Annotated in this window: 18 protein-coding genes; 13 read left to right on the top strand and 5 right to left on the bottom strand. The window is 69.7% G+C overall.

Features of this window, described 5'->3' with window-relative positions; genetic code table 11:
• Positions 1-8: 8 nt before the first annotated feature.
• The gene (gene serC, locus AC5L3X_RS37535; RefSeq protein WP_189124313.1) at positions 9-1,118 is read right to left on the bottom strand and encodes a phosphoserine transaminase; all 1,110 of its coding nucleotides are present in this window, start codon (positions 1,116-1,118) and stop codon (positions 9-11) included.
• A 173-nt stretch (positions 1,119-1,291) separates the two neighbouring features.
• Positions 1,292-2,398, bottom strand: coding sequence for a citrate synthase 2 (locus tag AC5L3X_RS37530; protein ID WP_494863444.1), 1,107 nt, complete (start codon positions 2,396-2,398; stop codon positions 1,292-1,294).
• A gap of 176 nt (positions 2,399-2,574) precedes the next feature.
• On the opposite strand from AC5L3X_RS37530, the gene pdxH reads away from it, so the two are divergent.
• The 5 genes from pdxH (at position 2,575) to AC5L3X_RS37505 (ending at position 8,493) form a co-directional block, all read left to right on the top strand.
• Positions 2,575-3,228 (top strand): pyridoxamine 5'-phosphate oxidase, encoded by a 654-nt coding sequence (pdxH, locus tag AC5L3X_RS37525; RefSeq protein WP_494863442.1) that lies wholly within the window; start codon positions 2,575-2,577, stop codon positions 3,226-3,228.
• A 9-nt stretch (positions 3,229-3,237) separates the two neighbouring features.
• On the top strand, positions 3,238-4,473 hold the full coding sequence (locus AC5L3X_RS37520; protein WP_494863440.1) for an MFS transporter: 1,236 nt from the start codon (positions 3,238-3,240) through the stop codon (positions 4,471-4,473).
• 176 nt (positions 4,474-4,649) lie between these two features.
• Positions 4,650-5,354: an iron-dependent transcriptional repressor DtxR gene (locus AC5L3X_RS37515; protein WP_189124310.1), complete on the top strand. Its 705-nt coding sequence runs from the start codon at positions 4,650-4,652 to the stop codon at positions 5,352-5,354.
• 123 nt (positions 5,355-5,477) lie between these two features.
• Complete coding sequence (locus tag AC5L3X_RS37510; RefSeq protein ID WP_494863438.1) at positions 5,478-7,700, top strand: ATP-binding SpoIIE family protein phosphatase; 2,223 nt, start codon at positions 5,478-5,480, stop codon at positions 7,698-7,700.
• A 16-nt stretch (positions 7,701-7,716) separates the two neighbouring features.
• Positions 7,717-8,493, top strand: a complete 777-nt coding sequence (locus AC5L3X_RS37505; RefSeq protein WP_494863437.1) for an alpha/beta fold hydrolase — start codon at positions 7,717-7,719, stop codon at positions 8,491-8,493.
• A gap of 12 nt (positions 8,494-8,505) precedes the next feature.
• Here AC5L3X_RS37505 and AC5L3X_RS37500 read toward each other — a convergent pair whose 3' ends face one another.
• Both AC5L3X_RS37500 and AC5L3X_RS37495 read right to left on the bottom strand, forming a co-directional pair.
• Complete coding sequence (locus AC5L3X_RS37500) at positions 8,506-8,667, bottom strand: hypothetical protein (RefSeq protein WP_189124307.1); 162 nt, start codon at positions 8,665-8,667, stop codon at positions 8,506-8,508.
• Between the two features lie 37 nt (positions 8,668-8,704).
• Complete coding sequence (locus AC5L3X_RS37495) at positions 8,705-9,850, bottom strand: acyl-CoA dehydrogenase family protein (protein ID WP_494863436.1); 1,146 nt, start codon at positions 9,848-9,850, stop codon at positions 8,705-8,707.
• Positions 9,851-10,133: 283 nt separating this feature from the next.
• Between AC5L3X_RS37495 and AC5L3X_RS37490 the strand changes: the two genes are divergently transcribed.
• The 6 genes from AC5L3X_RS37490 to AC5L3X_RS37465 all read left to right on the top strand — a co-directional run bounded on the left by AC5L3X_RS37490 (position 10,134) and on the right by AC5L3X_RS37465 (position 16,322).
• On the top strand, positions 10,134-11,414 hold the full coding sequence (locus AC5L3X_RS37490) for a hypothetical protein (RefSeq protein WP_494863435.1): 1,281 nt from the start codon (positions 10,134-10,136) through the stop codon (positions 11,412-11,414).
• Positions 11,411-12,196, top strand: coding sequence for a class F sortase (locus tag AC5L3X_RS37485; protein ID WP_494863433.1), 786 nt, complete (start codon positions 11,411-11,413; stop codon positions 12,194-12,196). The genes AC5L3X_RS37490 and AC5L3X_RS37485 overlap by 4 nt, the downstream gene beginning before the upstream one ends.
• 194 nt (positions 12,197-12,390) lie before the next feature.
• The gene (locus tag AC5L3X_RS37480; RefSeq protein WP_494863432.1) at positions 12,391-13,665 is read left to right on the top strand and encodes a hypothetical protein; all 1,275 of its coding nucleotides are present in this window, start codon (positions 12,391-12,393) and stop codon (positions 13,663-13,665) included.
• 6 nt (positions 13,666-13,671) lie between these two features.
• On the top strand, positions 13,672-14,412 hold the full coding sequence (locus tag AC5L3X_RS37475; protein WP_494863482.1) for a class F sortase: 741 nt from the start codon (positions 13,672-13,674) through the stop codon (positions 14,410-14,412).
• Between the two features lie 23 nt (positions 14,413-14,435).
• A complete protein-coding gene (locus tag AC5L3X_RS37470) occupies positions 14,436-15,104 on the top strand; it encodes a hypothetical protein (protein WP_494863430.1) in 669 nt (222 codons plus the stop codon).
• A 72-nt stretch (positions 15,105-15,176) separates the two neighbouring features.
• Complete coding sequence (locus AC5L3X_RS37465) at positions 15,177-16,322, top strand: acetyl-CoA C-acetyltransferase (protein WP_189124301.1); 1,146 nt, start codon at positions 15,177-15,179, stop codon at positions 16,320-16,322.
• Positions 16,323-16,718: 396 nt separating this feature from the next.
• Here the strand turns inward: AC5L3X_RS37465 and AC5L3X_RS37460 are convergent, their stop codons facing one another.
• Positions 16,719-16,859 (bottom strand): hypothetical protein, encoded by a 141-nt coding sequence (locus AC5L3X_RS37460; RefSeq protein ID WP_494863428.1) that lies wholly within the window; start codon positions 16,857-16,859, stop codon positions 16,719-16,721.
• Positions 16,860-17,117: 258 nt separating this feature from the next.
• On the opposite strand from AC5L3X_RS37460, the gene AC5L3X_RS37455 reads away from it, so the two are divergent.
• A complete protein-coding gene (locus AC5L3X_RS37455; protein WP_494863426.1) occupies positions 17,118-18,980 on the top strand; it encodes an acyl-CoA dehydrogenase family protein in 1,863 nt (620 codons plus the stop codon).
• 206 nt (positions 18,981-19,186) lie between these two features.
• Positions 19,187-20,455 carry an extracellular solute-binding protein gene (locus tag AC5L3X_RS37450; protein WP_494863424.1) on the top strand — a complete coding sequence of 423 codons (1,269 nt, stop codon included), beginning with the start codon at positions 19,187-19,189 and terminating at the stop codon, positions 20,453-20,455.
• Positions 20,456-20,523: the final 68 nt, after the last annotated feature.

Below are 20,523 nucleotides of genomic sequence, written 5' to 3'. Positions count from 1 at the left end.
GAGACGCGTCAGAGGCGCTCGACCACGTAGTCGACGCAGACCGTCAGCGCCTCGACGTCGGCCGGGTCGATCGCCGGGAACATCGCGATGCGCAGCTGGTTGCGGCCGAGCTTGCGGTAGGGCTCGGTGTCGACGATGCCGTTGGCGCGCAGCACCTTGGCCACGGCCGCCGCGTCGACCCCGTCCGCGAAGTCGATCGTGCCGACCACCTGGGACCGGAACTCGGGTGCCGCGAACGGCGTGGTGTAGGACGTCTTGTCGGCCCACGTGTAGAGGCGCTGGGCGGAGTCGGCGGTGCGGGCGGTGGTCCAGGCCAGGCCGCCGTTGCCGTTCATCCAGTCGAGCTGGTCGGCCAGCAGGAACAGCGTCGCCACGGCCGGGGTGTTGTAGGTCTGGTCCTTGGCGGAGTTGTCGATCGCGACCGGCAGGCTGAAGAACTCGGGCACGTAGCGGCCCGACGCGGCGATCTCCTCGACCCTGGCCAGGGCGCGCGGCGACATGAGCGCGATCCACAGGCCGCCGTCGGAGGCGAAGCTCTTCTGCGGCGCGAAGTAGTAGACGTCGGTCTCCGACACGGAGACGGGCAGGCCGCCCGCCCCGGAGGTGGCGTCGACGAGCACCAGCGCGTCGTCGGAGCCCACCCGCGTGATCGGCATCGCGACGCCGGTCGAGGTCTCGTTGTGGGTGAGCGCGTAGACGTCGACGCCGTCCTCGGCCACCGCGGCGGGGTGGGTGCCGACCTCGGAGGCGATCACCGTGGGCTCGCCCAGCCACGGCGCCTTCTTGGCGACGGTGGCGAACTTCGAGGAGAACTCGCCGAAGGACAGGTGCTGCGACCTGTCGCGGATGAGCCCGAAGGCGGCGATGTCCCAGAACGCGGTGGTGCCGCCGTTGCCCAGCACGACCTGGTAGCCCTCGGGCAGCGAGAACAGGTCGGCGAGCCCGGAACGCACCCGGCCGACCAGGTTCTTGACCGGCTTCTGGCGGTGGGAGGTGCCCATGAGGCTCGCGCCGGAGGCGGCGAGCGCGGCCAGTTGCTCGGTACGGACCTTCGAGGGCCCGCAGCCGAAGCGGCCGTCGGCGGGCTTGATGTCAGCGGGAATCACGATGTCAGCCACCTGACCAGGGTACTGACGTGCCGCTGGTGCCTTGGACCAAGTCCGGATTGTGAGACGCGTGGCGTGAAACTTTCACAGCCGGACGTACGAGAACGGCCCGCCGATGGGTCGGCGGGCCGTTCGCGGGGTCGAAGTCAGGCGGGGGATTCAGACGCGTGAATCAGACGCGTGAATCAGACGGTGCCGGCGACCTCGGCGGCGCCGGGCACGTCGGACAGCGGCCGCGAGGCCGGGCCGATGTAGTCGGCGCTGGGACGGACGAGCCGGCCCGTACGCTTCTGCTCCAGGATGTGCGCGGCCCAGCCGGCCGTGCGGGCGCAGGTGAACATCGAGGTGAACATGTGCGAGGGCACCTCGGCGAAGTCCAGGACCACGGCGGCCCAGTACTCGACGTTGGTGGCCAGCACACGGTCGGGCTTGCGCGCGGACAGCTCCTCGAGCGCCGCCTGCTCCAGCGCCGCCGCCACCTCGTAGCGAGGCGCGTCGAGCTCCTTGGCGGTGCGGCGGAGCACCCGGGCCCGCGGGTCCTCGGCACGGTAGACGCGGTGGCCGAAGCCCATCAGGCGCTGGCCCTTGTCGAGCTCGCTCCGCACGTACTTCTTGGCGTCGCCCATCTGCTCGACGCCCTCGATCATGTGCAGGACGCGGGCCGGTGCGCCGCCGTGCAGCGGGCCGGACATGGCGCCGACCGCGCCCGAGAGCGCGGCGGCCACGTCGGCGCCGGTGGAGGCGATGACGCGGGCGGTGAACGTGGAGGCGTTCATGCCGTGCTCGGCGGCGGAGGTCCAGTAGGCGTCGATGGCCTTGACGTGCTTGGGATCAGGCTCACCGCGCCAGCGGATCATGAAACGCTCGACGATGGTGCTGGCCTCGTCGACGCGGCTCTGGGGCACCATCGGCAGGCCGAGGCCACGGGCCGACTGCGCCACGAACGACAGCGCCATCACGGAGGCGCGCGCGAGCTGGTCGCGGGCCTCCTCGTCGCTGATGTCGTGCAGCGCCTGGAAGCCGTAGGCCGGAGCCAGCATGGCGAGCGCGCTCTGCACGTCTACCCGGATGTCACCGGAGTGGACAGGAATGGGGTACGGCTCCGCCGGGGGGAGGCCCGGCTGGAACTTGTTGTCGACCAGCAAGCCCCACACGTGCCCGAAGGGGACGCGACCGACCAGCTCCTCGATGTCGACGCCCCGATAACGCAGGGCGCCCCCTTCCTTGTCCGGTTCCGCGATCTCGGTCTCGAAAGCCACAACACCTTCGAGGCCGGGTTTGAAGTCGGACATGTCTGGCCGCCTCCCTTTCTTGCCATGTTCCGGCAATGCCTTGATGTCGAGATACCGGCGGGTCAATTTAACCCCCTGCCAGTTCATGCTCGGTCTCCGGACCCGGCCGAACGGCATAACCGCTGGTAGGAGGCGTTGCGTGGGATCTGCCACTAAGCGCGACACAATACCCTCTCGTGGATACATCCTCTCGGCCGCCCTCCCTGGCGGGGCTACGCCGCACCTACGAAGGTCAGCCGCTGCTCGAGTCCGGAATGGCGGCCGACCCCGTCACGCAGTTCACCGTGTGGTTCGAGGAGGCCCTGGCCGCCGGGCTGCCGGAGCCCAACGCGATGGTGCTGGCCACCGCCTCGGCGCAGGGCCGCCCCAGCGCGAGGACCGTCCTGCTCAAGGGCTACGACGAGCGCGGCTTCGTCTTCTACACGAACTACGCCTCGCGCAAGGGCCGCGACCTGGCCGCCAACCCGTACGCCTCGCTGTTGTTCCCGTGGCATCCGATCCGCCGCCAGGTGCGCGTGGAGGGCTCGGTGGAGACGCTCGCGCGCGAGGAGTCGGCCGACTACTACCACTCCAGGCCGTACGGGTCGCGGATCGGGGCCTGGGCGTCGCGCCAGTCCGAGGTGGTGAGCTCGCGGGAGGAGCTCGACGCCCGCTACGAGGAGCTGGCGGCCCGCTGGCCGGAGGAGCCGCCGGTGCCCGACTTCTGGGGAGGCTTCCGGGTCGTGCCGTCCGAGCTGGAGTTCTGGCAGGGACAGCTCGACCGGATGCACGACCGGCTCCGTTACCGGCGGGCCGACTCCGGTTGGATCCTGGAAAGACTCGCCCCCTAACCTGCCTAGGTGCATTTAGCCGAACTGGTCAAACGACACCTGGTGGACACCCGGCCCCTGGCGGTCCCCGCCTACCGCCGGCTCTGGTTCGGCCAGGCCGTCTCGCACGCCGGCCTGGCGGTGACCGTCGTCGCCGTCAGCCAGCAGGTCTGGGAGCTCACCCACTCCTCCCTCTGGGTCGGCCTGCTGGGCCTGGCCAACCTGATCCCGCTGGTCGTGTTCGGGCTGTGGGGTGGCGCGATCGCCGACGCGGTCGACCGGCGCAGGCTGCTGATCGTCGGCTCGCTCATCGCCTGGGCGAGCACACTGTTCATCCTGGCGCAGGCCCTGCTCGGCCTGGACAACGTGTACGTACTGCTCGGCGCGGTCGCGCTGGGCGCCACCGGCTTCGCGATCACCTCGCCCGCCCGGGGCGCGATCATCCCCAGGCTGCTGAGCCCGGAGCAGGTGCCGGCCGCCAACGCCCTCAACTCGCTGGTCTACAGCATGGGCGCGGTCGTCGGGCCGATGATCGGCGGGGTCGTGCTGGCCGTCGCCGGCTTCGCGGCGGCCTACGCGGTCGACGCCCTGCTCTTCAGCGCCAGCCTGTACGCCGCGCTGCGGCTGCCCGCCCTGCCCCCGCTCGGCGAGGTCGCCAGGCCGGGCGCCAGGTCGGTGTTGGAGGGCCTGAGGTTCATCCTGGCCAGCCCGGTGCTGCTGATGTCGTTCGTCGTCGACATCATCGCGATGGTGCTCGCCATGCCCAAGGCCCTGTTCCCCGAACTGGTCGCCGAGCGCTTCGGCGGCTCCCCGATCGCGCTCGGCTGGCTGAACTCCGCCATGGCGATCGGCTCGGTCGCCGGCGCGGTGTTCTCCGGCTGGGTCGGCCGGGTCAGCCGGCAGGGGCTCGCGCTGGTCGTCGTCATCGCCGTCTGGGGGCTCGCGGTGGCGGCGGCGGGGCTCGCCCAGGCGTTGTGGCTGGTGGTGGCGTTCATGGCGGTGGGCGGCGCGGCCGACGTGGTGTCCTCGGTGTGGCGGCAGTCCATCCTGCAGCTGTACGCGCCCGACGAGATGCGCGGGCGGATGCAGGGCGCCTTCATGGTGGTCGTGGCCGGCGGCCCCAGGCTGGGCGACCTGCGGGCCGGCGCCTCGGCCGTGGCGTTCGGCGTGACCGGCGCCTGGGTCGGAGGCGGCCTCGCGTGCGCGGCGGTCGTGCTGGCGGTGGGCCTGTCCGTCACCCGGTTCCGGGAGTACCGGTCGCGCTGAGCCCGTACCGGCGGGGTCAGGCGAGGTGGCGGGGAAGGAACCGGGCCGCCGCGTTGTTCTCGTCCGGTGCCATCGTGGGTCCTTCTCACAAGTAGGGTCTCGGGTGACCCCTGTGCCCGAGGCGGACGGGCCCAGTCCCTGCCACCAGCGGCGTAGCATTTGAGTTGGGAGGAGCCTTGACCGCACACGGCCTGATCGATACGACGGAGATGTACCTCCGTACGATTTACGAGCTCGAGGAGGAGGGCATCGTCCCCCTCCGCGCGCGCATCGCCGAGCGGCTTCAGCAGAGCGGCCCCACCGTGAGCCAGACCGTGGCCCGCATGGAGCGCGACGGCCTGGTCCGGGTCGAAGGTGATCGGCACCTGTCGATGACCGACCTCGGACGCGTCCTCGCCACCCGCGTGATGCGCAAGCATCGGCTCGCGGAGTGCCTGCTGATCGACGTTGTCGGGTTGCCCTGGGAGGAGGTGCACATCGAGGCCTGCCGGTGGGAGCACGTGATGTCCGAGTCCGTGGAGGCGCGGCTGGTGATGTTGCTCAACAACCCCACGGTCTGCCCGCACGGCAACCCCATTCCCGGGCTGGCCGAGTTGGGCGTGGCCGAGGCGGGTGAGGGGGGCACCGGTGTGCTGATGTCGATGTCCGACCTTGCCGGGCCGCGTGACATCCCGGTGGTGGTGCGACGAATTAGCGAACAAGTGCAAAGCGATCCCGCCGTGATGCTTAAACTCAAGCAAGTTGGGATACAACCCGGACGCGAGGTCACGCTCGCGGCGAGCGACGACGGTGTGCGGGTGACAGGTGACGGAGACGCAAAGGACACTCCTGCGGAGCTTCCGCGGGATGTCGCCGCGCACGTTTTCGTCTCCAAGCGGTGACGCCAGCGCTGCTGCTTGGTTGAATTCCTCCAGGGAGACCCCCAACTCCCCGCCGGTCAAGACTGTTGCAGGAGCGCCCGTGGTTCGCTTTGCGCACATGCCTCCCCTAGGAGTGGTCTCCGGATGAAGCGTTGGGGGGATCTGTCACAGGATGCGGCTGATCATCTCGCCGCCGCATCCGTACTTGATCATGCGGAGATGGCCGTCGTCGTGACGGACCGCTTCAGCAACCTCCTCTACTGGAATCCCTTCGCGGAAAAGCTGTTCGGCCGTTCCGGCAAGTCGCCCTCCCGGGAGACGAAGGTGCTGTCTCTCGGGATCATGGAGAAGGACCACCCGCTCGCCGTCGAGCTGGCCAAGCACGTGCTGAAGGGCGGTGTCTGGGAGGGCACCTTCGACGTGCGCCGCGGCGACGGCACCATCGTCTACGTGCGCGCCCAGGCGGTGCCGCTGCGCCACCCCTCCGGCTCGGTGACCGGCATCGTCATCACCGCCCGCGAGGCGCTGCGCAGCAACGAGCGCGAGAAGGACCGCTTCGGCCTGCTCGAACGCATCGGCGAGCGGCTCGCCGGCTCCCTCTACGTCGAGGAGACGCTCAAGCGCGTCGCCGAGATGCTCGTCCCGCAGTTCGCCGACCACTGCTTCATCGAGTTGATGGAGGGCGACCGGCTGGTCCGCCGGGTGTCGCAGCACGTACAAGGCTGGACGCCTCCGCCCGGCACGTGGAAGCCGGTCGGCGCGGAGATCCGCTACCCGCCGGCCCACTACGCCAGCACCGCGATGAGCCGCCAGGAGACGATCCTGGTCGAGGACTTCGCCACCAGCAACTACCCCAGCCCCTCCGAGAGCGGCGCCAAGCTGTGCGGCGAGGTCGGCATGACCTCGGCCATCGTGGCCCCGCTCTGTGTGCGGGGCGAGACGCTCGGCCAGATGTATCTCGGGCTGTCCAACCTCACCGACCGGCGCAGCCCCCACTACGACGCGTTCGACCGCGACTTCGTCGGCGCCATCGCCACCCGGGTCGCGCTCGCCATCGACAACGCGCTGCTGTTCGAGGAGGAACGACACACCGCCGAGTCGTTCCAGAAGCACCTGCTGCCCCGGGCGTTGCCGCAGCTCGACGGCCTCGACATCGCGGTCCGCTACTATCCTGCGGCGCCGCTCGCCTCCCACGGGCAGGGCATCCAGACCCAGGTCGGCGGCGACTGGTACGACGTGATCCCGCTCTCGGCCGGCCGGGTCGGCATCGTCATCGGCGACGTCGAGGGCAGAGGCGCCAAGGCCGCGGCCATCATGGGCCAGCTCCGGGCGGCGCTGCGGGCCTTCGCCCAGGACGACAAGTCACCCGCCGACATCCTGGCCAGGCTCGACGAGTGGACCCGCATCATCGCCACTCCCGAGAAGGACGACAGCGGCGCCGACGTCAGCATCCCGCCCATCGTGACCTGCCAGTACCTCGTCTACGACGCCTGGTCGCGGCAGCTGTCCTTCGCCAACGCCGGCCACGCCCCGCCGCTGCTGCTGGTCGACGGCAAATGCGTGGAGCTGGAGATCGAGGAGGTCGGCCAGCCGCTCGGCGTGCGGGCCAAGGGCCTGCACGCCGATCTGGTCTACAAGGAGGAGACGCGGACCCTCCCACCGGGCGCGGCGCTGCTCCTCTACACCGACGGCCTGATCGACCGGCGTCCCGGTCGCGACGGCCGGATGCCCAGCGACGCCGAGACGCTCGCGGTGCTCCGCGAGAAGCTGGCCAGGGTGGCCGACGCCGAGGTCGAGCGGGTGGCCGAGGCCGCCACGGTCGCGGTGCCCGGCGAGATCGACGACGACATGGCGATCCTGGTGGTCCGCTCCACCCAGACCGACCTCGACGTCGAGGAGCGCACCTTCCCCGCCCAGCCGATCATGGTCGGCGAGGCCCGCCGGATGGCGTCCGAGGCCTTCTCCAGCTGGAATGTGGCCGAGGAGCGGGCCGAGCTGGCCTGCCTGCTCGTCTCCGAGGTCGTCACCAACGTGGTGCTGCACGCCGCGACCGCGAGCGTGCCGCGCCGGGAGCTGGTCGTCGAGGGGCCGCCGCTGCCGTTCGAGGAGTCCTGGGACGTGCCCGGCTTCGAGGACGAGGTGGTGAGCGACAAGGAGTTCACGCTGAGGCTGCGCAGGGGCGAGGAGTCGGTCTGGGTCGAGGTGTTCGACCAGGACCTCCGCCTGCCGCGCATCCGCAGCGCGGGCGAGAACGACGAGGGGGGCCGCGGGCTCTACCTGGTCGACCAGCTCGCCCGGCGCTGGGGCTCGCGACCCACCAGGGAAGGCAAAGCCGTCTGGTTCGAGATTCCCACACGCAGTCGTTAGTGGTTCACTCGTCGCCATGGACCTGGCCTTCGAACGGCGTGGCGCCGGCGCGCCGCTGATCCTCATTCACGGCATCGGGCATCACTGGCAGGCGTGGCTCCCGGTCCTCGACCGGCTCGCCGCCTCGCGTACGGTGATCGCCCTTGACCTGCCCGGTTTCGGCGTCTCGCCAGGGTTGCCGCACGGCACCCCCTACACCGCGGAGACTCTGGCCGACGCGGTCGAGTCGTTCTGCGCGCTGCTCGGGGTGCGCGAGCCGCATGTGGCGGGCAACTCGCTCGGCGGCTACATCGCGCTGGAGCTGGCCTCGCGCGGGGTCGTCCGCACGGCGACCGCGCTGTCGCCCGCGGGCTTCTGGTCGCGTCCGGAGCTGCTCTACTGTCAGACGGTGCTGCGCGGGGTGCGCGCCTCCGCCACATCGATGCCGCCCGAGCAGGCCATCAAGGTGGCCGAGAACCCGATCGGCCGGGCGCTGTCCTCGGCGTTGCTGGTCGCCCACCCGTCCCGGCTTCCGCCGACCGCGCTGCTCGCGGCCACCCAGGCGCTCGGCGCCTCGGCGGGGTTCGACGAGACGCTGGAGTCGTTCGCCGGCATGATGCCGCCCGCGCCGCCGAAGGCGCCCATCACGATCGCCTGGGGTGAGCGTGACCGGCTGCTCCTGCGCCGCCAGGCCGTACGGGCCGCCAAGTGGTCGGGGCAGCGGGTCAAGCTGCTCAAGGGCTGCGGCCACGTGCCGATGAGCGATGACCCCGAGCTGGTGGCGAAGGTGCTGCTGGAGGGCAGTGCCGGTTAGCCGGTCTGGGGGCTAGGCGTACTGCTGGCCATAGATGAGCAGCATCACGATGACGAAGACGATCACTACCCCGGCGTAGCCCACGGGCCCCAGTCGCAGCGCACGGCGCACCCGGTTGAGGCCCCAGGCGAACAACAAGGCCAGGAAAACAAGGAGAATCAGGCCGCTGTCCATCTGACCAGTATGCGTCGTCGGGTCGCGGCCCGCGCTCTCAGAAGCCGAAGGACCTGCCGATGATCTCCTTCATGATCTCGGTGGTGCCGCCGTAGATCGTCTGGACGCGGCTGTCGATCCAGGCCTTGGCGACCGGATACTCCATCATGTAGCCGTAGCCGCCGTGCAGTTGGAGGCAGCGGTCGATGACCTTGGTCTGCAGCTCGGTGGTCCACCACTTGGCCTTGGCCGCGTCGACCACGGTCAGCGTGCCGGCGTTGAGCGCCCGGACGCACTTGTCCACGTAGTGGCGGGCGATCTCGGTCTCGGTGGCCAGCTCCGCGAGGACGAACCGGGTGTTCTGGAAGGACCCGATGGTGCGTCCGAACGCCTGGCGGGTCTTGCAGTATTCGATGGTCTGCTCCAGCACGGCCTCGGCCGCGGCCACCGCGGCCACGGCGATCGACATGCGCTCCTGGGGCAGGTTGCGCATCAGCTGGAAGAAGCCTTCGCCGTCGTTCGGGCCGAGCCGGTTGGCCACCGGCACCCGGACGTTCTCGAAGAACAGCTCGGCCGTGTCCTGGGCCTTCATCCCGATCTTGTCGAGGTTGCGGCCGCGGCCGAACCCCTCCATCCCGCGCTCGACGACCAGCAGCGTGGTGCCCCGCGCCCCGGCGTCCGGGTCGGTCTTGGCCACCACCACGACCAGGTCGGAGTTGATGCCGTTGGTGATGAACGTCTTCTGACCGTTGACCAGGTAGTGGTCGCCCTCGCGGACCGCGGTGGTCCGGATGCCCTGCAGGTCGCTCCCGGCGCCCGGCTCGGTCATCGCGATCGCGGTGATGAGCTCGCCGCTCACGAACCCGGGCAGCCAGCGCTGCTTCTGCTCCTCGTTGGTCAGGTCCACGAAGTACGGGGCCATGACGTCGTTGTGCAGGGTGAAGCCGAGGCCGGAGGCGCCGTTCCGCATGATCTCCTCGACGATCACCGTGTTGTACCTGAAGTCCGTGATGCCCGCTCCGCCGTACTCCTCGGGGACGGAGAATCCGAACATGCCGATCTCGCCGGCCTTCTTCCAGACCTCGCGGGGGACCACGCCGTCCTTCTCCCAGCCACCGTGGTGGGGCATGACCTCACGGGCCATGAACTCGCGCACGGTCTCACGGAAGAGCAGGTGCTCCTCGTCGAAGAGGTCTCGCTCCATCGGTCGCCTCCAAGCAGGGGTGTGATGGACGACAGAATACGATTCTGTTACTGCGAGGTATACCCGGTTTCCGGTACGGGTTCGCAGGGGACACGGGTTCATCACAAGTGTCCCGAGGCGCTCTGATCGTCGGACTTGAGGGCCCTAAGATCTACCTTCGGTCTAGGTGTGAGCGGAGTGTCCGGTGAAACGGTGGCGCAAGGCGTTGATCGCCGCATCGGTCGGAGCGGCGGCATCCGCCGCCTTGGTGGCGATACCTGCGAGAGCGGACACGTTCAGCCTCGTGGTCGACTACAGCTGCACGGGCGGCATCGCCGGGTCGGACGAGGTGAAGCTGCGGGCCCGGGTGCAGATCCCGACCACGGTCCAGCAGGGCGGCATGCTCAAGCTGGGCTGGGCGATCGAGCACGTCAACGCGCCGAGGTTCAAGTCGCCCGACTACTACGCCGAGGGCGCCAAGGTCTCACTGATCGGCAACGTCAAGCTCGACGGGGCGTGGAACGGCACACTTGAGGCGCACGGCAGCAAGGACCAGGGGGCGCTCAAGCCCAACCAGCCGCTCACCTCGCCGGAGGGCATGTCCTCCGAGGCGCACATGACCGAGACCGGGGTCATCAAGCTCAGGCCGCAGGCGATGACCGTCGACTTCGTCCCGCCCGCCGGAGAGGTCGTGGTCAACAACGACGACCCCCGCGTGATCTACCGCGATTCGTGGGTCCACGACAAGGCCACCCGTCCCGAGTACGGCGACTGGCTGCGCGACGTCCACACCACCACCACGCGCTCGGACGAGGCGATCATCCGTTTCCGGGGTACCGGGTTCGAGTACATCGGACGGGAGATGCCCGACGTGGGCCGGGTGCGGGTGATCATCGACGGGGTCGACGGCCACGACGCCTCGGCGATCGTGGACCCAACGAAGGACGGCAACGGCAACCCCACCAACGCGACCAAGGGCAACATCTCCCTCTGGGAGCGCAAGGACCTGTCCTACGGGCAGCACACGCTCCGGATCAGGAGCATCGACGACGGCAAGCCGGTCCACCTGGACGCCTTCAAGCTGCACACGCGCGAGATGATCGACCCGCCGACCGAGCACAGGTCCACCTGTGTGGTCACCAACAACCCCGGCGCGGTCGAGATCACCGTGGGAGGTGCGACCTCGCCGACGCCCTCGGGCTCTCCCACCGGCACCGGCGACCCCACCGACGACCCCACCGACGACCCGACCAGCACTCCCAGCGGCACGCCCACGACCAGCGGCAGTGCCACGCCGACGACGTCGCAGGGCCAGCCCATCGGCGACCATGTCGGCGTGGTGATCGGGGGAGTGACGACCGTCAGCCCTTCGCCGAAGCCGACGACCACGGTGACCAAGACCGTCAAGCCGCAGGTGGTCAAGACCCCCAAGGGCGGGGTGGACACCGGACAGGCGCCTGAGGAGCCGGAGAACGGGTCGTACGGGCTGATAGCGGGCGGGTCGCTGCTCCTGATGGGCAGTGCCACCGGCGGGCTGCTGCTACGGCGGCGGCGTGCCGCACACGCGGGAGGAGCGAACCGATGACCGAGCAGAAGTCGCCGACGAACAGGGCCATGCCGGCCCTGCTGATCGCCGGTTCGCTGGGCGGCGTGGGCGCCATCATGGTGGGGCTGCTGTCGCTGGCCCCCGCCGTCGACGACGGTTCGGGCCCCGGCCCGGTCGCGCAGCCCGAGCCCAGCACCGTCCAGATCCAGAACGCGGGCGCGTTCGTGCTCCCGCCCACGGTCGGCCCGGGCGGCAAGAACACCCCGCTGACCCCGGCCCGTCTGGACGCGCCGCCACCGCTGGCCGCGGAGCCGCTCGTGGCCCCCATCCCGGCTCCCAAGAAGGTGGGGGTCAAGGCCACGAAGGTCAGGCCGACCCGGATCAAGATCCCCAAGCTCAAGGTCAACGCGGTGATCGGCGCGGTCACGCTCGACAAGAAGGGCAACCTGACCACCCCGCCCCTGAGCAAGCCGAACCGCACCGGCTGGTACCGCTACTCGCCGCTGCCCGGCGAGCTGGGCCCGTCAGTGATCAACGGGCATGTCAGCACCCGCAAGGGCGCGGCCGTGTTCAGCCGGCTCCGGGAGCTGGCCAAGGGTGACCACATCTACGTTTACCGGTCGGACAAGAAGGTCACCCGCTTCACGGTGAGCGGGATCGAGCAGGTCAGCAAGTCGACGTTCCCGACGGCCCGGGTCTACGGCAACACCGACGGCTCCCAGCTCCGGCTCATCACCTGTGGCGGCATCTACAACAAGAAGGCCCACAGCTATACCGACAACATCGTGGTGTACGCGACGTTGTCCAAGAAAAAGGGCTGATGGGAAGTTAATGTAGTTTTTGCCGTTTGCAGGAGATTCACAGAGAGACCTCGTAAGATCTCAACCTAACCGTGACCAATGGCTGCGAGTCTGGTACGCCTGTTGGAACCTGCCCGCTGAAACGGAGAAGGACAGTGCTGACGTCCAAGGCGCGGTGTCGCCGCCTCGCCCCCAAGACATCCGCCCTGGGACTGATGGCCACACTGGTCCTCTTCGTGGGCGCGGTCGTCGCCCTCTCGTCTCCCGCCTCCGCGCTGGTCGACAAGACGATGGAAGTCACCTACACGTGCACGGGGACCACGTTCACCCCGGCGGAGCTCAAGGTGACGATCACCGCCCCTGAGTCCGCCGCGCTGAGCGGGACCGCGGCGGTGAAGTGGAAGCTTCCTCAGCTGACCGCCTCCAAGGCCCTGGCGGGCACGTTGAAGATCGACGGCAGCCTGGCGGTGGCCGGAGGCTCTGCGGCGACCTTGAGCGCGACGCAGTCGCCCACGGTCACCGTCGCCGCGTCCGGCACCTACACCCCGCCGGAGATGACGGGCACTCTGACCGCCCCGGCCACGGCGGGGACCCTCACGTTGACCCCGGTGCCCACGACTCCGAGCCTGACCCTGGCCTACACGCCGACCGCCGGAGGCACGACGCCCGAGACGACCAGCTGCACGTTCAAGACCGGCGGCGCCACCCCCGCCAGCCTGGCCATCGAGGTCAAGCAGGGCGGCGGTGGGGGCGGCACGGGGACCGACATCCTCGCCTACACCTGCTCTCTCGGCGTCACCGACACCGACCCGGCGACCGTCGACATCAAGGTCGTGCTGACGGTGCCGACCAGCGCGAAGGCCAACGAGGACGCGTCCATTACCTGGACCAGCACGATCCAGACCACGGGCGACCCGCTGAAGGCGCCCGCCGCGGGCCTTCCCACGGGCAGCAAGCTCTTCGCCACCCTGAAGGCGAGCGGCGCCGGAGCGCCCGCGACGGCCACGGGGGAGGTGGCGATGCCCGCCACCACGGCGGGCCAGGACATCACGACCCTCCCGGCCGTCACGGTCAAGCTGAGGCCGACGACCACGGGCAGCGTCACCATCACGCCGGGCGACCTGGCATTCGGCACCTCCGCGACCGCGCCGGCGCTCAAGTGCACGGCGCCCACGACCGGGCTCAAGACCTACACCCTGACCGTGGGCAACGGCTCGCCCAGCCCGTCGCCCTCGCCGAGCCCGTCGCCGAGTCCTTCGACGAGCAACAGCCCGAAGCCCACCAAGACGACGACGGTCACGGTGACCGAGACGCCGGCCGACGAGACGCCGACGCGGTCGTCGAAGACGCCGAAGGCCGGGGCCGACACCGGGGCGGGCGGAGAGACGGGGCCTGACGGCAGGTTGTTCGTCCTGACCGGGTCGCTGCTGATCGTGGCCGCCGGGGCGGGGGGCCTGATGATGCGTCGCCGTACGATCGGCAAGGGCTGACCGGTGATGGCGCCCCAGTATCCGTATGACAGCGGGCCCGACCCCAAGTCCGGCACCGCACTCAGGTCCGTGCTGATCCTGGCGGCGGTCGCCGGAGTGGTGACGGTCATCGCCGGGATGCTGATCGTGGTGAGCTCGCCCGAGGAGTACGGCCTGGCCAGTCAGCGCGACCAGCTGACGGTCGACGCGCAGCCCGGCGGAGGGCAGCCGGCGCAGGCCCTGTTCCAGGCGGCGCCCACGGTGCCGCCGCCGCTGCCGCAGATCCAGGCGGCGCCGCCGATGCAGCCCTCGACCCCGATGCGCATCGTGATCTCGAAGCTCGGCGTCAACGCCCCCGTGAAGTCGGTCGGCCTGGCCAAGAACGGCACGATCCAGGTGCCGCCGGCCGACAATCCCAACCTCGCGGGCTGGTACCGCAACATGTCCACCCCAGGCGAGGTGGGCCCGGCGGTGATCCTGGGCCACAAGGACACCCGCACCCGCAGCGCAGTGTTCAGCCGGGTGCACGAGCTGCGCCACGGCGACACCATCGAGGTCAAGCGCCAGGACGGCACGACGGCGGTGTTCACGGTCGGCGGCGTGGAGCAGGCCAGCAAGCAGACGTTCCCCACCCAGCGCGTTTACGGCACCCAGGCCAACGCCCAGCTCCACCTGATCACCTGCGGCGGCACGTACAACCGCAACACCGGTCACTACACCGACAACGTCATCGTGTATGCGACGATGACGAGCTCCTATCGAAGCTGATCGCGGAGGCGCGCATGGGCTGGATGGCGAAGCGGAGACTGCGGACTGGCCCCACGGCGGCGTTGCCCGCCAAGCCGAGCCAGTCGGAGCTCCTGCGGATCGTACGGCTGGCCGATCCCGACGCCCGAACCGACGGCGACGACGTGCTGGCGGTGGACGTCCGGGTCCATGCCCCGGTCGAGGCTGAGCCCGAGCTGGTGGGCGGCGAGCTGGAGAAGGTCTGGGCGTGCCGGGTGACGGCCGAGGGCCCGATGCCGTTCGACTTCTTCGACCGCTACCTGGCCGAGGGCATCGCGTTCCGGCTCGGCGGGCTGTCGGTCTGCAGGGGCGAGGTGACCGATCCGGCCGAGCCGGGCGAGGCCGACCGGGGCGGGCCCGCGGTGATCCTGCCGGTGCGCCCGACCGACGAGGAGCTGCTGCCGCTGCTCGACGGTGAGGTCGAGCAGGAGGAGGAGTTCGTCTACACGGTCGACGGCGTCCGGGTCCTGGTCGTGCCGGAGAAGGGCCGGCCGCCGGCCGCGCGGGAGTTGCTGCCGTTCGCGACCGAGCTGACCGCGATCGAGCTGCGCGGTGACGATCCGGCCCGGCTCGGCGCGCTCGCGTTGCGGCTGGCCGACGGCCTGAACGGCCTGGTCGTGGACCGGTGGCGGTTCCGGGTGGACGCGGCGGAGGATGTTCTACCGCCGACGTGAGAGGGCACAGAGCATCGTTCTGTTGTAGTCTCTCCCTTAATAACCGAATAATGCTCGGTTTCAGGAGGCACTGTGGCAGAGGCGTACATCGTCGGGGCCGTCCGGACCCCCGTCGGCAAGAAGAAGGGCGGCCTTTCCACCGTCCATCCCACTGATCTTGCCGCTCACACACTCAAGGCGCTGATGGAGCGCACCGGCGTCGACCCGGCGGCGGTCGAAGACGTCATCATGGGCTGCGTCATGCAGTTCGGGCCCCAGAGCATGGACATCGCACGCAACGCGTGGCTGTCCGCGGGCCTGCCGGAGACCACCGCCGGCGTCACGATCGACCGGCAGTGCGGCTCCTCGCAGCAGTCGATCCACTTCGCCGCGCAGGGCGTCATGTCCGGCACCCAGGACCTGGTCGTGGCGGCCGGGGTCGAGTCGATGAGCATCGTGCCCATGGGCGCCTCGATCACCGCCGCGCTGGAGAAGGGCATGCCCTTCCCGTTCGGCGAGGGATGGGTCGAGCGCTACGGCAAGCAGGAGATCTCGCAGTTCCGCGGCGCGGAGCTGATGTGCGAGAAGTGGGGCTTCAAGCGCGACGAGCTCGAGAGGTTCGCCTACGAGTCCCACCAGCGGGCGGCGAAGGCCATCGCCAACGGCTACTTCAAGGACCAGATCGCCCCGATCAACGGGGTCTCCGACGACGAGGGGCCGCGGCCCGACTCGACGCTGGAGAAGCTGGCCTCGCTCAAGACCCTGAAGGAGGGCGGCCAGATCACTGCGGCCACCTCCTCGCAGATCTCCGACGGCTCGGGCGCGGTGCTGATCGCCTCCGAGCAGGCCGTACGCGACCACGGCCTGACGCCGCGGGCCCGCATCCACCAGCTGGCCCTGGTCGGCGACGACCCGGTGTACATGCTCACGGCGCCGATCCCGGCGACCCAGAAGGCGCTCAAGAAGGCCGGCATGTCCATCGACGAGATCGACGTGACGGAGATCAACGAGGCGTTCGCGCCGGTGCCGCTGTCCTGGATCAAGGAGCTCGGCGCCGACCCGGCCAAGGTCAACCCCAACGGTGGCGCCATCGCCCTCGGTCACCCGCTCGGCGGCACCGGAGCCATCCTGATGACCAAGCTGCTGCACGAGCTGGAGCGCACCGGCGGCAGGTACGGCCTGCAGACGATGTGCGAGGGCGGCGGCCAGGCCAACGTCACCATCATCGAGCGTCTCTGACCTCGGGCGAAGGCTCGTCAGGGCGGAGCGGGCGCCCTCGCCGGGGGCTCCGGCGGGCTCCCCTCGCGCCGGGTTCGCCCGGACCGTCCCTGGCGTGACGGTGCCCCGGCCCTCCGAATCAGGAGGGCCGGGGCGCCACCTCGTCGGTGATCCGACCGGCGTGTTCTTGGGCCGCCTGAACGGCCTCAGTCGCCTCAGTCGCCTCAGTCGCCTCAGTGGCCTCGGTGCCGAGCGCCCTGGTGTCGAGGCGCGGCGTAGGTAGCCTCCATGTCGGCTGGTTTTCAGGGTACGAGGACGCCCCGGTTCCTCGGGGATGAGGAACCGGGGCGTCGGGGTGTGCGGGGGCCCGGGCGTATGGGGGCCGCGCGCCGCACTCACCACCATCCTGGCAGTGGTCTAGCGTCCCTTGGGCGGGATGCGCCTCGGCGGGGCGATCGGCCGCTGGGGCAGCTGCCGTGGTGCCGGGGGCAGGTTCCGTCCGGGAACTCCGGGGATGTTCTTCTTGCCATTCTTCTTGTTGCCTGCGCGTACTCGCATGGAGTGCTCCTTTACGTGACTCGTGACGCGGCCGGGGCCGGTCGACAAGCTCAGCTGCCGCGTCGGGACGGACTTCGGCGGGGTGTGAACACCGCCGGGCGGTTCGGCTGAGTAACCGGGCTGATCCAGGTCAGCCCCGGCGTTCTACTGGTAAAGGCGCATGTCCCAGACACTACGGACACGCTTCGACAGAGCGCAACCGATTAATCCTGTCTACACAGGAAAGCTCGGGACGCGTAGCGTCGGCGGGAGGATGCCATGAGCGAGTACGCCAAGGCAAGAGAGCTCGGCGAGCAGGCCCGCGAACAGGAGTGGACGCGGCCGAGCTTCGCGAAACAGCTGTTCCTGGGGGATTTCCGGCTGGATCTGGTCCATCCCGCGCCCACGCTGGGTGACGAGGCGACCAAGCGGGGTGAGGAGTTCGTCAGGGCGGTGCGCAGGTTCCTCGACGCGCACGTCGATCCGGCCGCGATCGAGCGGACCGCGCAGGTGCCCGACGACGTGGTGAAGGGGCTGGCCGGGCTCGGCGCGTTCGGGATCACGATCAGCGAGGAGTACGGCGGGCTGGGCCTGCCGTATCTCTACTACTGCCGGGCGCTGATGCTCGTCGGTTCCTACTGCCCGGCGCTGGCGACGCTGCTCTCGGCGCACCAGTCGATCGGGGTGCCGCAGCCGCTGAAGCTGTTCGGCTCCGAGGAGCAGAAGCGTGAGTTCCTGCCCCGGTGCGCGCGCGGGGAGATCTCGGCGTTCCTGCTGACCGAGCCCGACGTCGGCTCCGACCCCGCCAGGCTGGCGACCACCGCGGTCAGGGACGGCGACGAGTACGTGATCGACGGCGTCAAGCTGTGGACCACGAACGGCGTCGTCGCCGACCTGCTGGTGGTGATGGCGCGAACGGGCAAGAAGATCAGCGCCTTCGTCGTCGAGGCCGACTCTCCCGGCATCACGGTCAAGCGGCGCAACCAGTTCATGGGCCTGCGCGGCATCGAGAACGGCGTGACCGAGTTCGCCCAGGTCAGGGTGCCGGCGCGCAACCTCATCGGCCGTGAGGGCGAGGGGCTGAAGATCGCCCTCACCACGCTGAACACCGGCCGCCTGTCCCTGCCCGCTACCTGCGCGGGCAACGCCAAGTGGGCGGTGAAGATCGCCCGCGAGTGGGGCAACGCGCGCGTGCAGTGGGGACGCAGGGTCGGCGAGCACGAGGCGGTGGCCACGAAGATCGCCTTCATCGCGGCCACGGCCTACGCGCTGGAGGCGGTCAGCGACCTGACCGGCCGGATGGCCGACGACCAGCGCAACGACATCCGGATCGAGGCCGCGCTGGCCAAGCTGTACGCCACCGAGCTGTCCTACCAGGCGCTCGACGAGCTGGTGCAGATCAGGGGCGGGCGCGGCTACGAGACCGCCGAGTCGCTGGCCGCGCGCGGTGAGCGGGGCGTGCCGGTGGAGCAGATGCTGCGCGACTCCCGGATCAACCGCATCTTCGAGGGCTCCTCCGAGATCATGCGGCTGCTGATCACCCGCGAGGCGGTCGACGCGCACCTGTCGGCCGCAGGGGAGCTGATCAACCCGGAGGCGTCCCGCCAGGAACGCGCCCAGGCGCTCAGGCGGGCCGGCGGCTTCTACGCCCGCTGGCTGCCGACCCTGCTGGCGGGCGGCGGCAACCTGCCCACGGCCTACGCCTCGTTCGGGCCGCTGGCGGCTCACCTGCGCTTCGTGGAGCGGACCAGCAGGAAACTGGCCCGGTCCATCTTCTACGGCATGTCCCGCTGGCAGGGGCGGCTGGAGCACCGGCAGGCGTTCCTCGGCCGGATCGTCGACATCGGGGCGGAGCTGTTCGCGATGACGGCCGTGTGCGTCAGGGCCGACGAGGACTCGGGCGACCTCGGCCGCCGGCCGTACGAGCTGGCCGACACGTTCTGCGGGCAGGCCAGACGACGGGTCGCCACGCTGTTCGACCGGCTCTGGGACAACAGCGACAGCGAGGACGCGCGGCTCGCCCGGTACGTGCTGGAGGGCCGATACACCTTCGTGGAGGAGGGCATTCTCGACCCGTCCATCGAGGGCCCGTGGATCGGCGTGCCGGAGAGCGGGGAGAACCTCCGTCGTACGATCATCTGACATGTGGTCTAGACCGGATGTGCGGCCGGAACCGCCTCGATGTTGTGGAACCGCAACCAGCCGGTATAGACCGGCTGCCGAATAGAGGCTTACTCTGGCGCACACGTGTGGGGCCACGGCTCCACACGCCCCCAGTTCCACGGGGCGGCGTCGGCAGCTGGTACGGACCAGCGGGGACCCGTCCGACGAGAAGGCGGTACTTAACGGTGAACATCAAGCTTGTGGGCGGCGCCGCTCTCGGCCTGGCGACCATGCTGGTCCTGTCCAGCTGCGGCTCCGGCGACTCCGGCACGGCGACCGGCGACCAGGCCGCGGACGGCGGCCAGGTCACGCTGAAGATGGTCGCCGCCGACTACGGCGACGGCCCCGGCAAGCCCAACTCGGGTGAGACGTTCTGGAAGGGCGTCGTGGACGAGTTCCAGGCGGCCAACCCCGGCATCAAGGTGGACGTCCAGGTCATCAACTGGAACGACATCGACAAGCAGGTCGCCACCATGGTCCAGAACGGCCAGGTGCCCGACATCCTGCAGACCGGCGACTACTCCGGCTTCGTCCAGGACGGCCTGCTGCACAAGGTCGACGAGGTGCTCTCGCCGAACGTCTCCGGTGACCTGCTGCAGAAGTTCGCCGACTTCGGCAAGGTCGACGGCACCGCCTACGGCATCCCGTTCGTCTCCTCGGCCCGCGCCATGTTCTACAACAAGGAGCTGTTCTCCAAGGCCGGCATCGCCGAGCCGCCGAAGACCTGGGACGAGCTCAAGGCCGCCGCCGAGAAGCTGAAGGCGGCCGGCGTGAGCCAGCCGTTCGGCCTTCCGCTCGGCCAGGAGGAGGCCCAGGGCGAGTCGTTCCTGTGGATGCTGGGCAACGGCGGCGGCTACAAGGACGCCTCCGGCAAGTGGGCGATCAACTCCCCCCAGAACGTCGAGACCTTCACCTACGTCAAGGGCCTGGTCGACGCCGGCCTGACCACCCCCAACCCCGGCACCAAGGACCGCAAGACGGTCTGGGAGGACTTCGGCGCCGGCAAGGTCGGCATGGTCAACGGCGGCCCCATGTCGATCCCGATCTTCGACGCGGCCGGCCTGAAGGACTACGGCGTCACGGCGATCCCCGGCAAGGCCGGACCGCTCGACACCACCCTCGGCGTCATGGACTGGATCATGGCGTTCAACAAGAACGGCCACCCCGCCGAGATCAAGAAGTTCCTCGACTTCTTCTACACCGGCTCCGCCGCGCAGAAGATCAGCGACACCTACAAGCTGCTGCCCGTCACCAACGGCGGCATCGAGAAGCTGTCGGGCGACGAGAAGCTCAAGCCGTTCCTCGACGCGCTGCCCAACGCCAGCTTCTACCCGTTCCAGGACCCGAAGTGGGCCGTGGTGAACCCGCAGATCAAGCAGACCATCGGCGGGGCCGTCAAGGACGATCCGGCCAAGGTCCTCGGCGAGCTCCAGAAGACCGCCGAGAGCAGCTGATCCAACGGGGATCCGTACGGCCGGCGCCCAGTTTCCCGGGGCCGCCGGCCGTACCGTTCATGGAAGGT

The sequence above is a fragment of the Nonomuraea sp. CX421 genome, from assembly GCF_059358955.1.
This window is presented reverse-complemented; position numbering and strand designations above follow the sequence as displayed.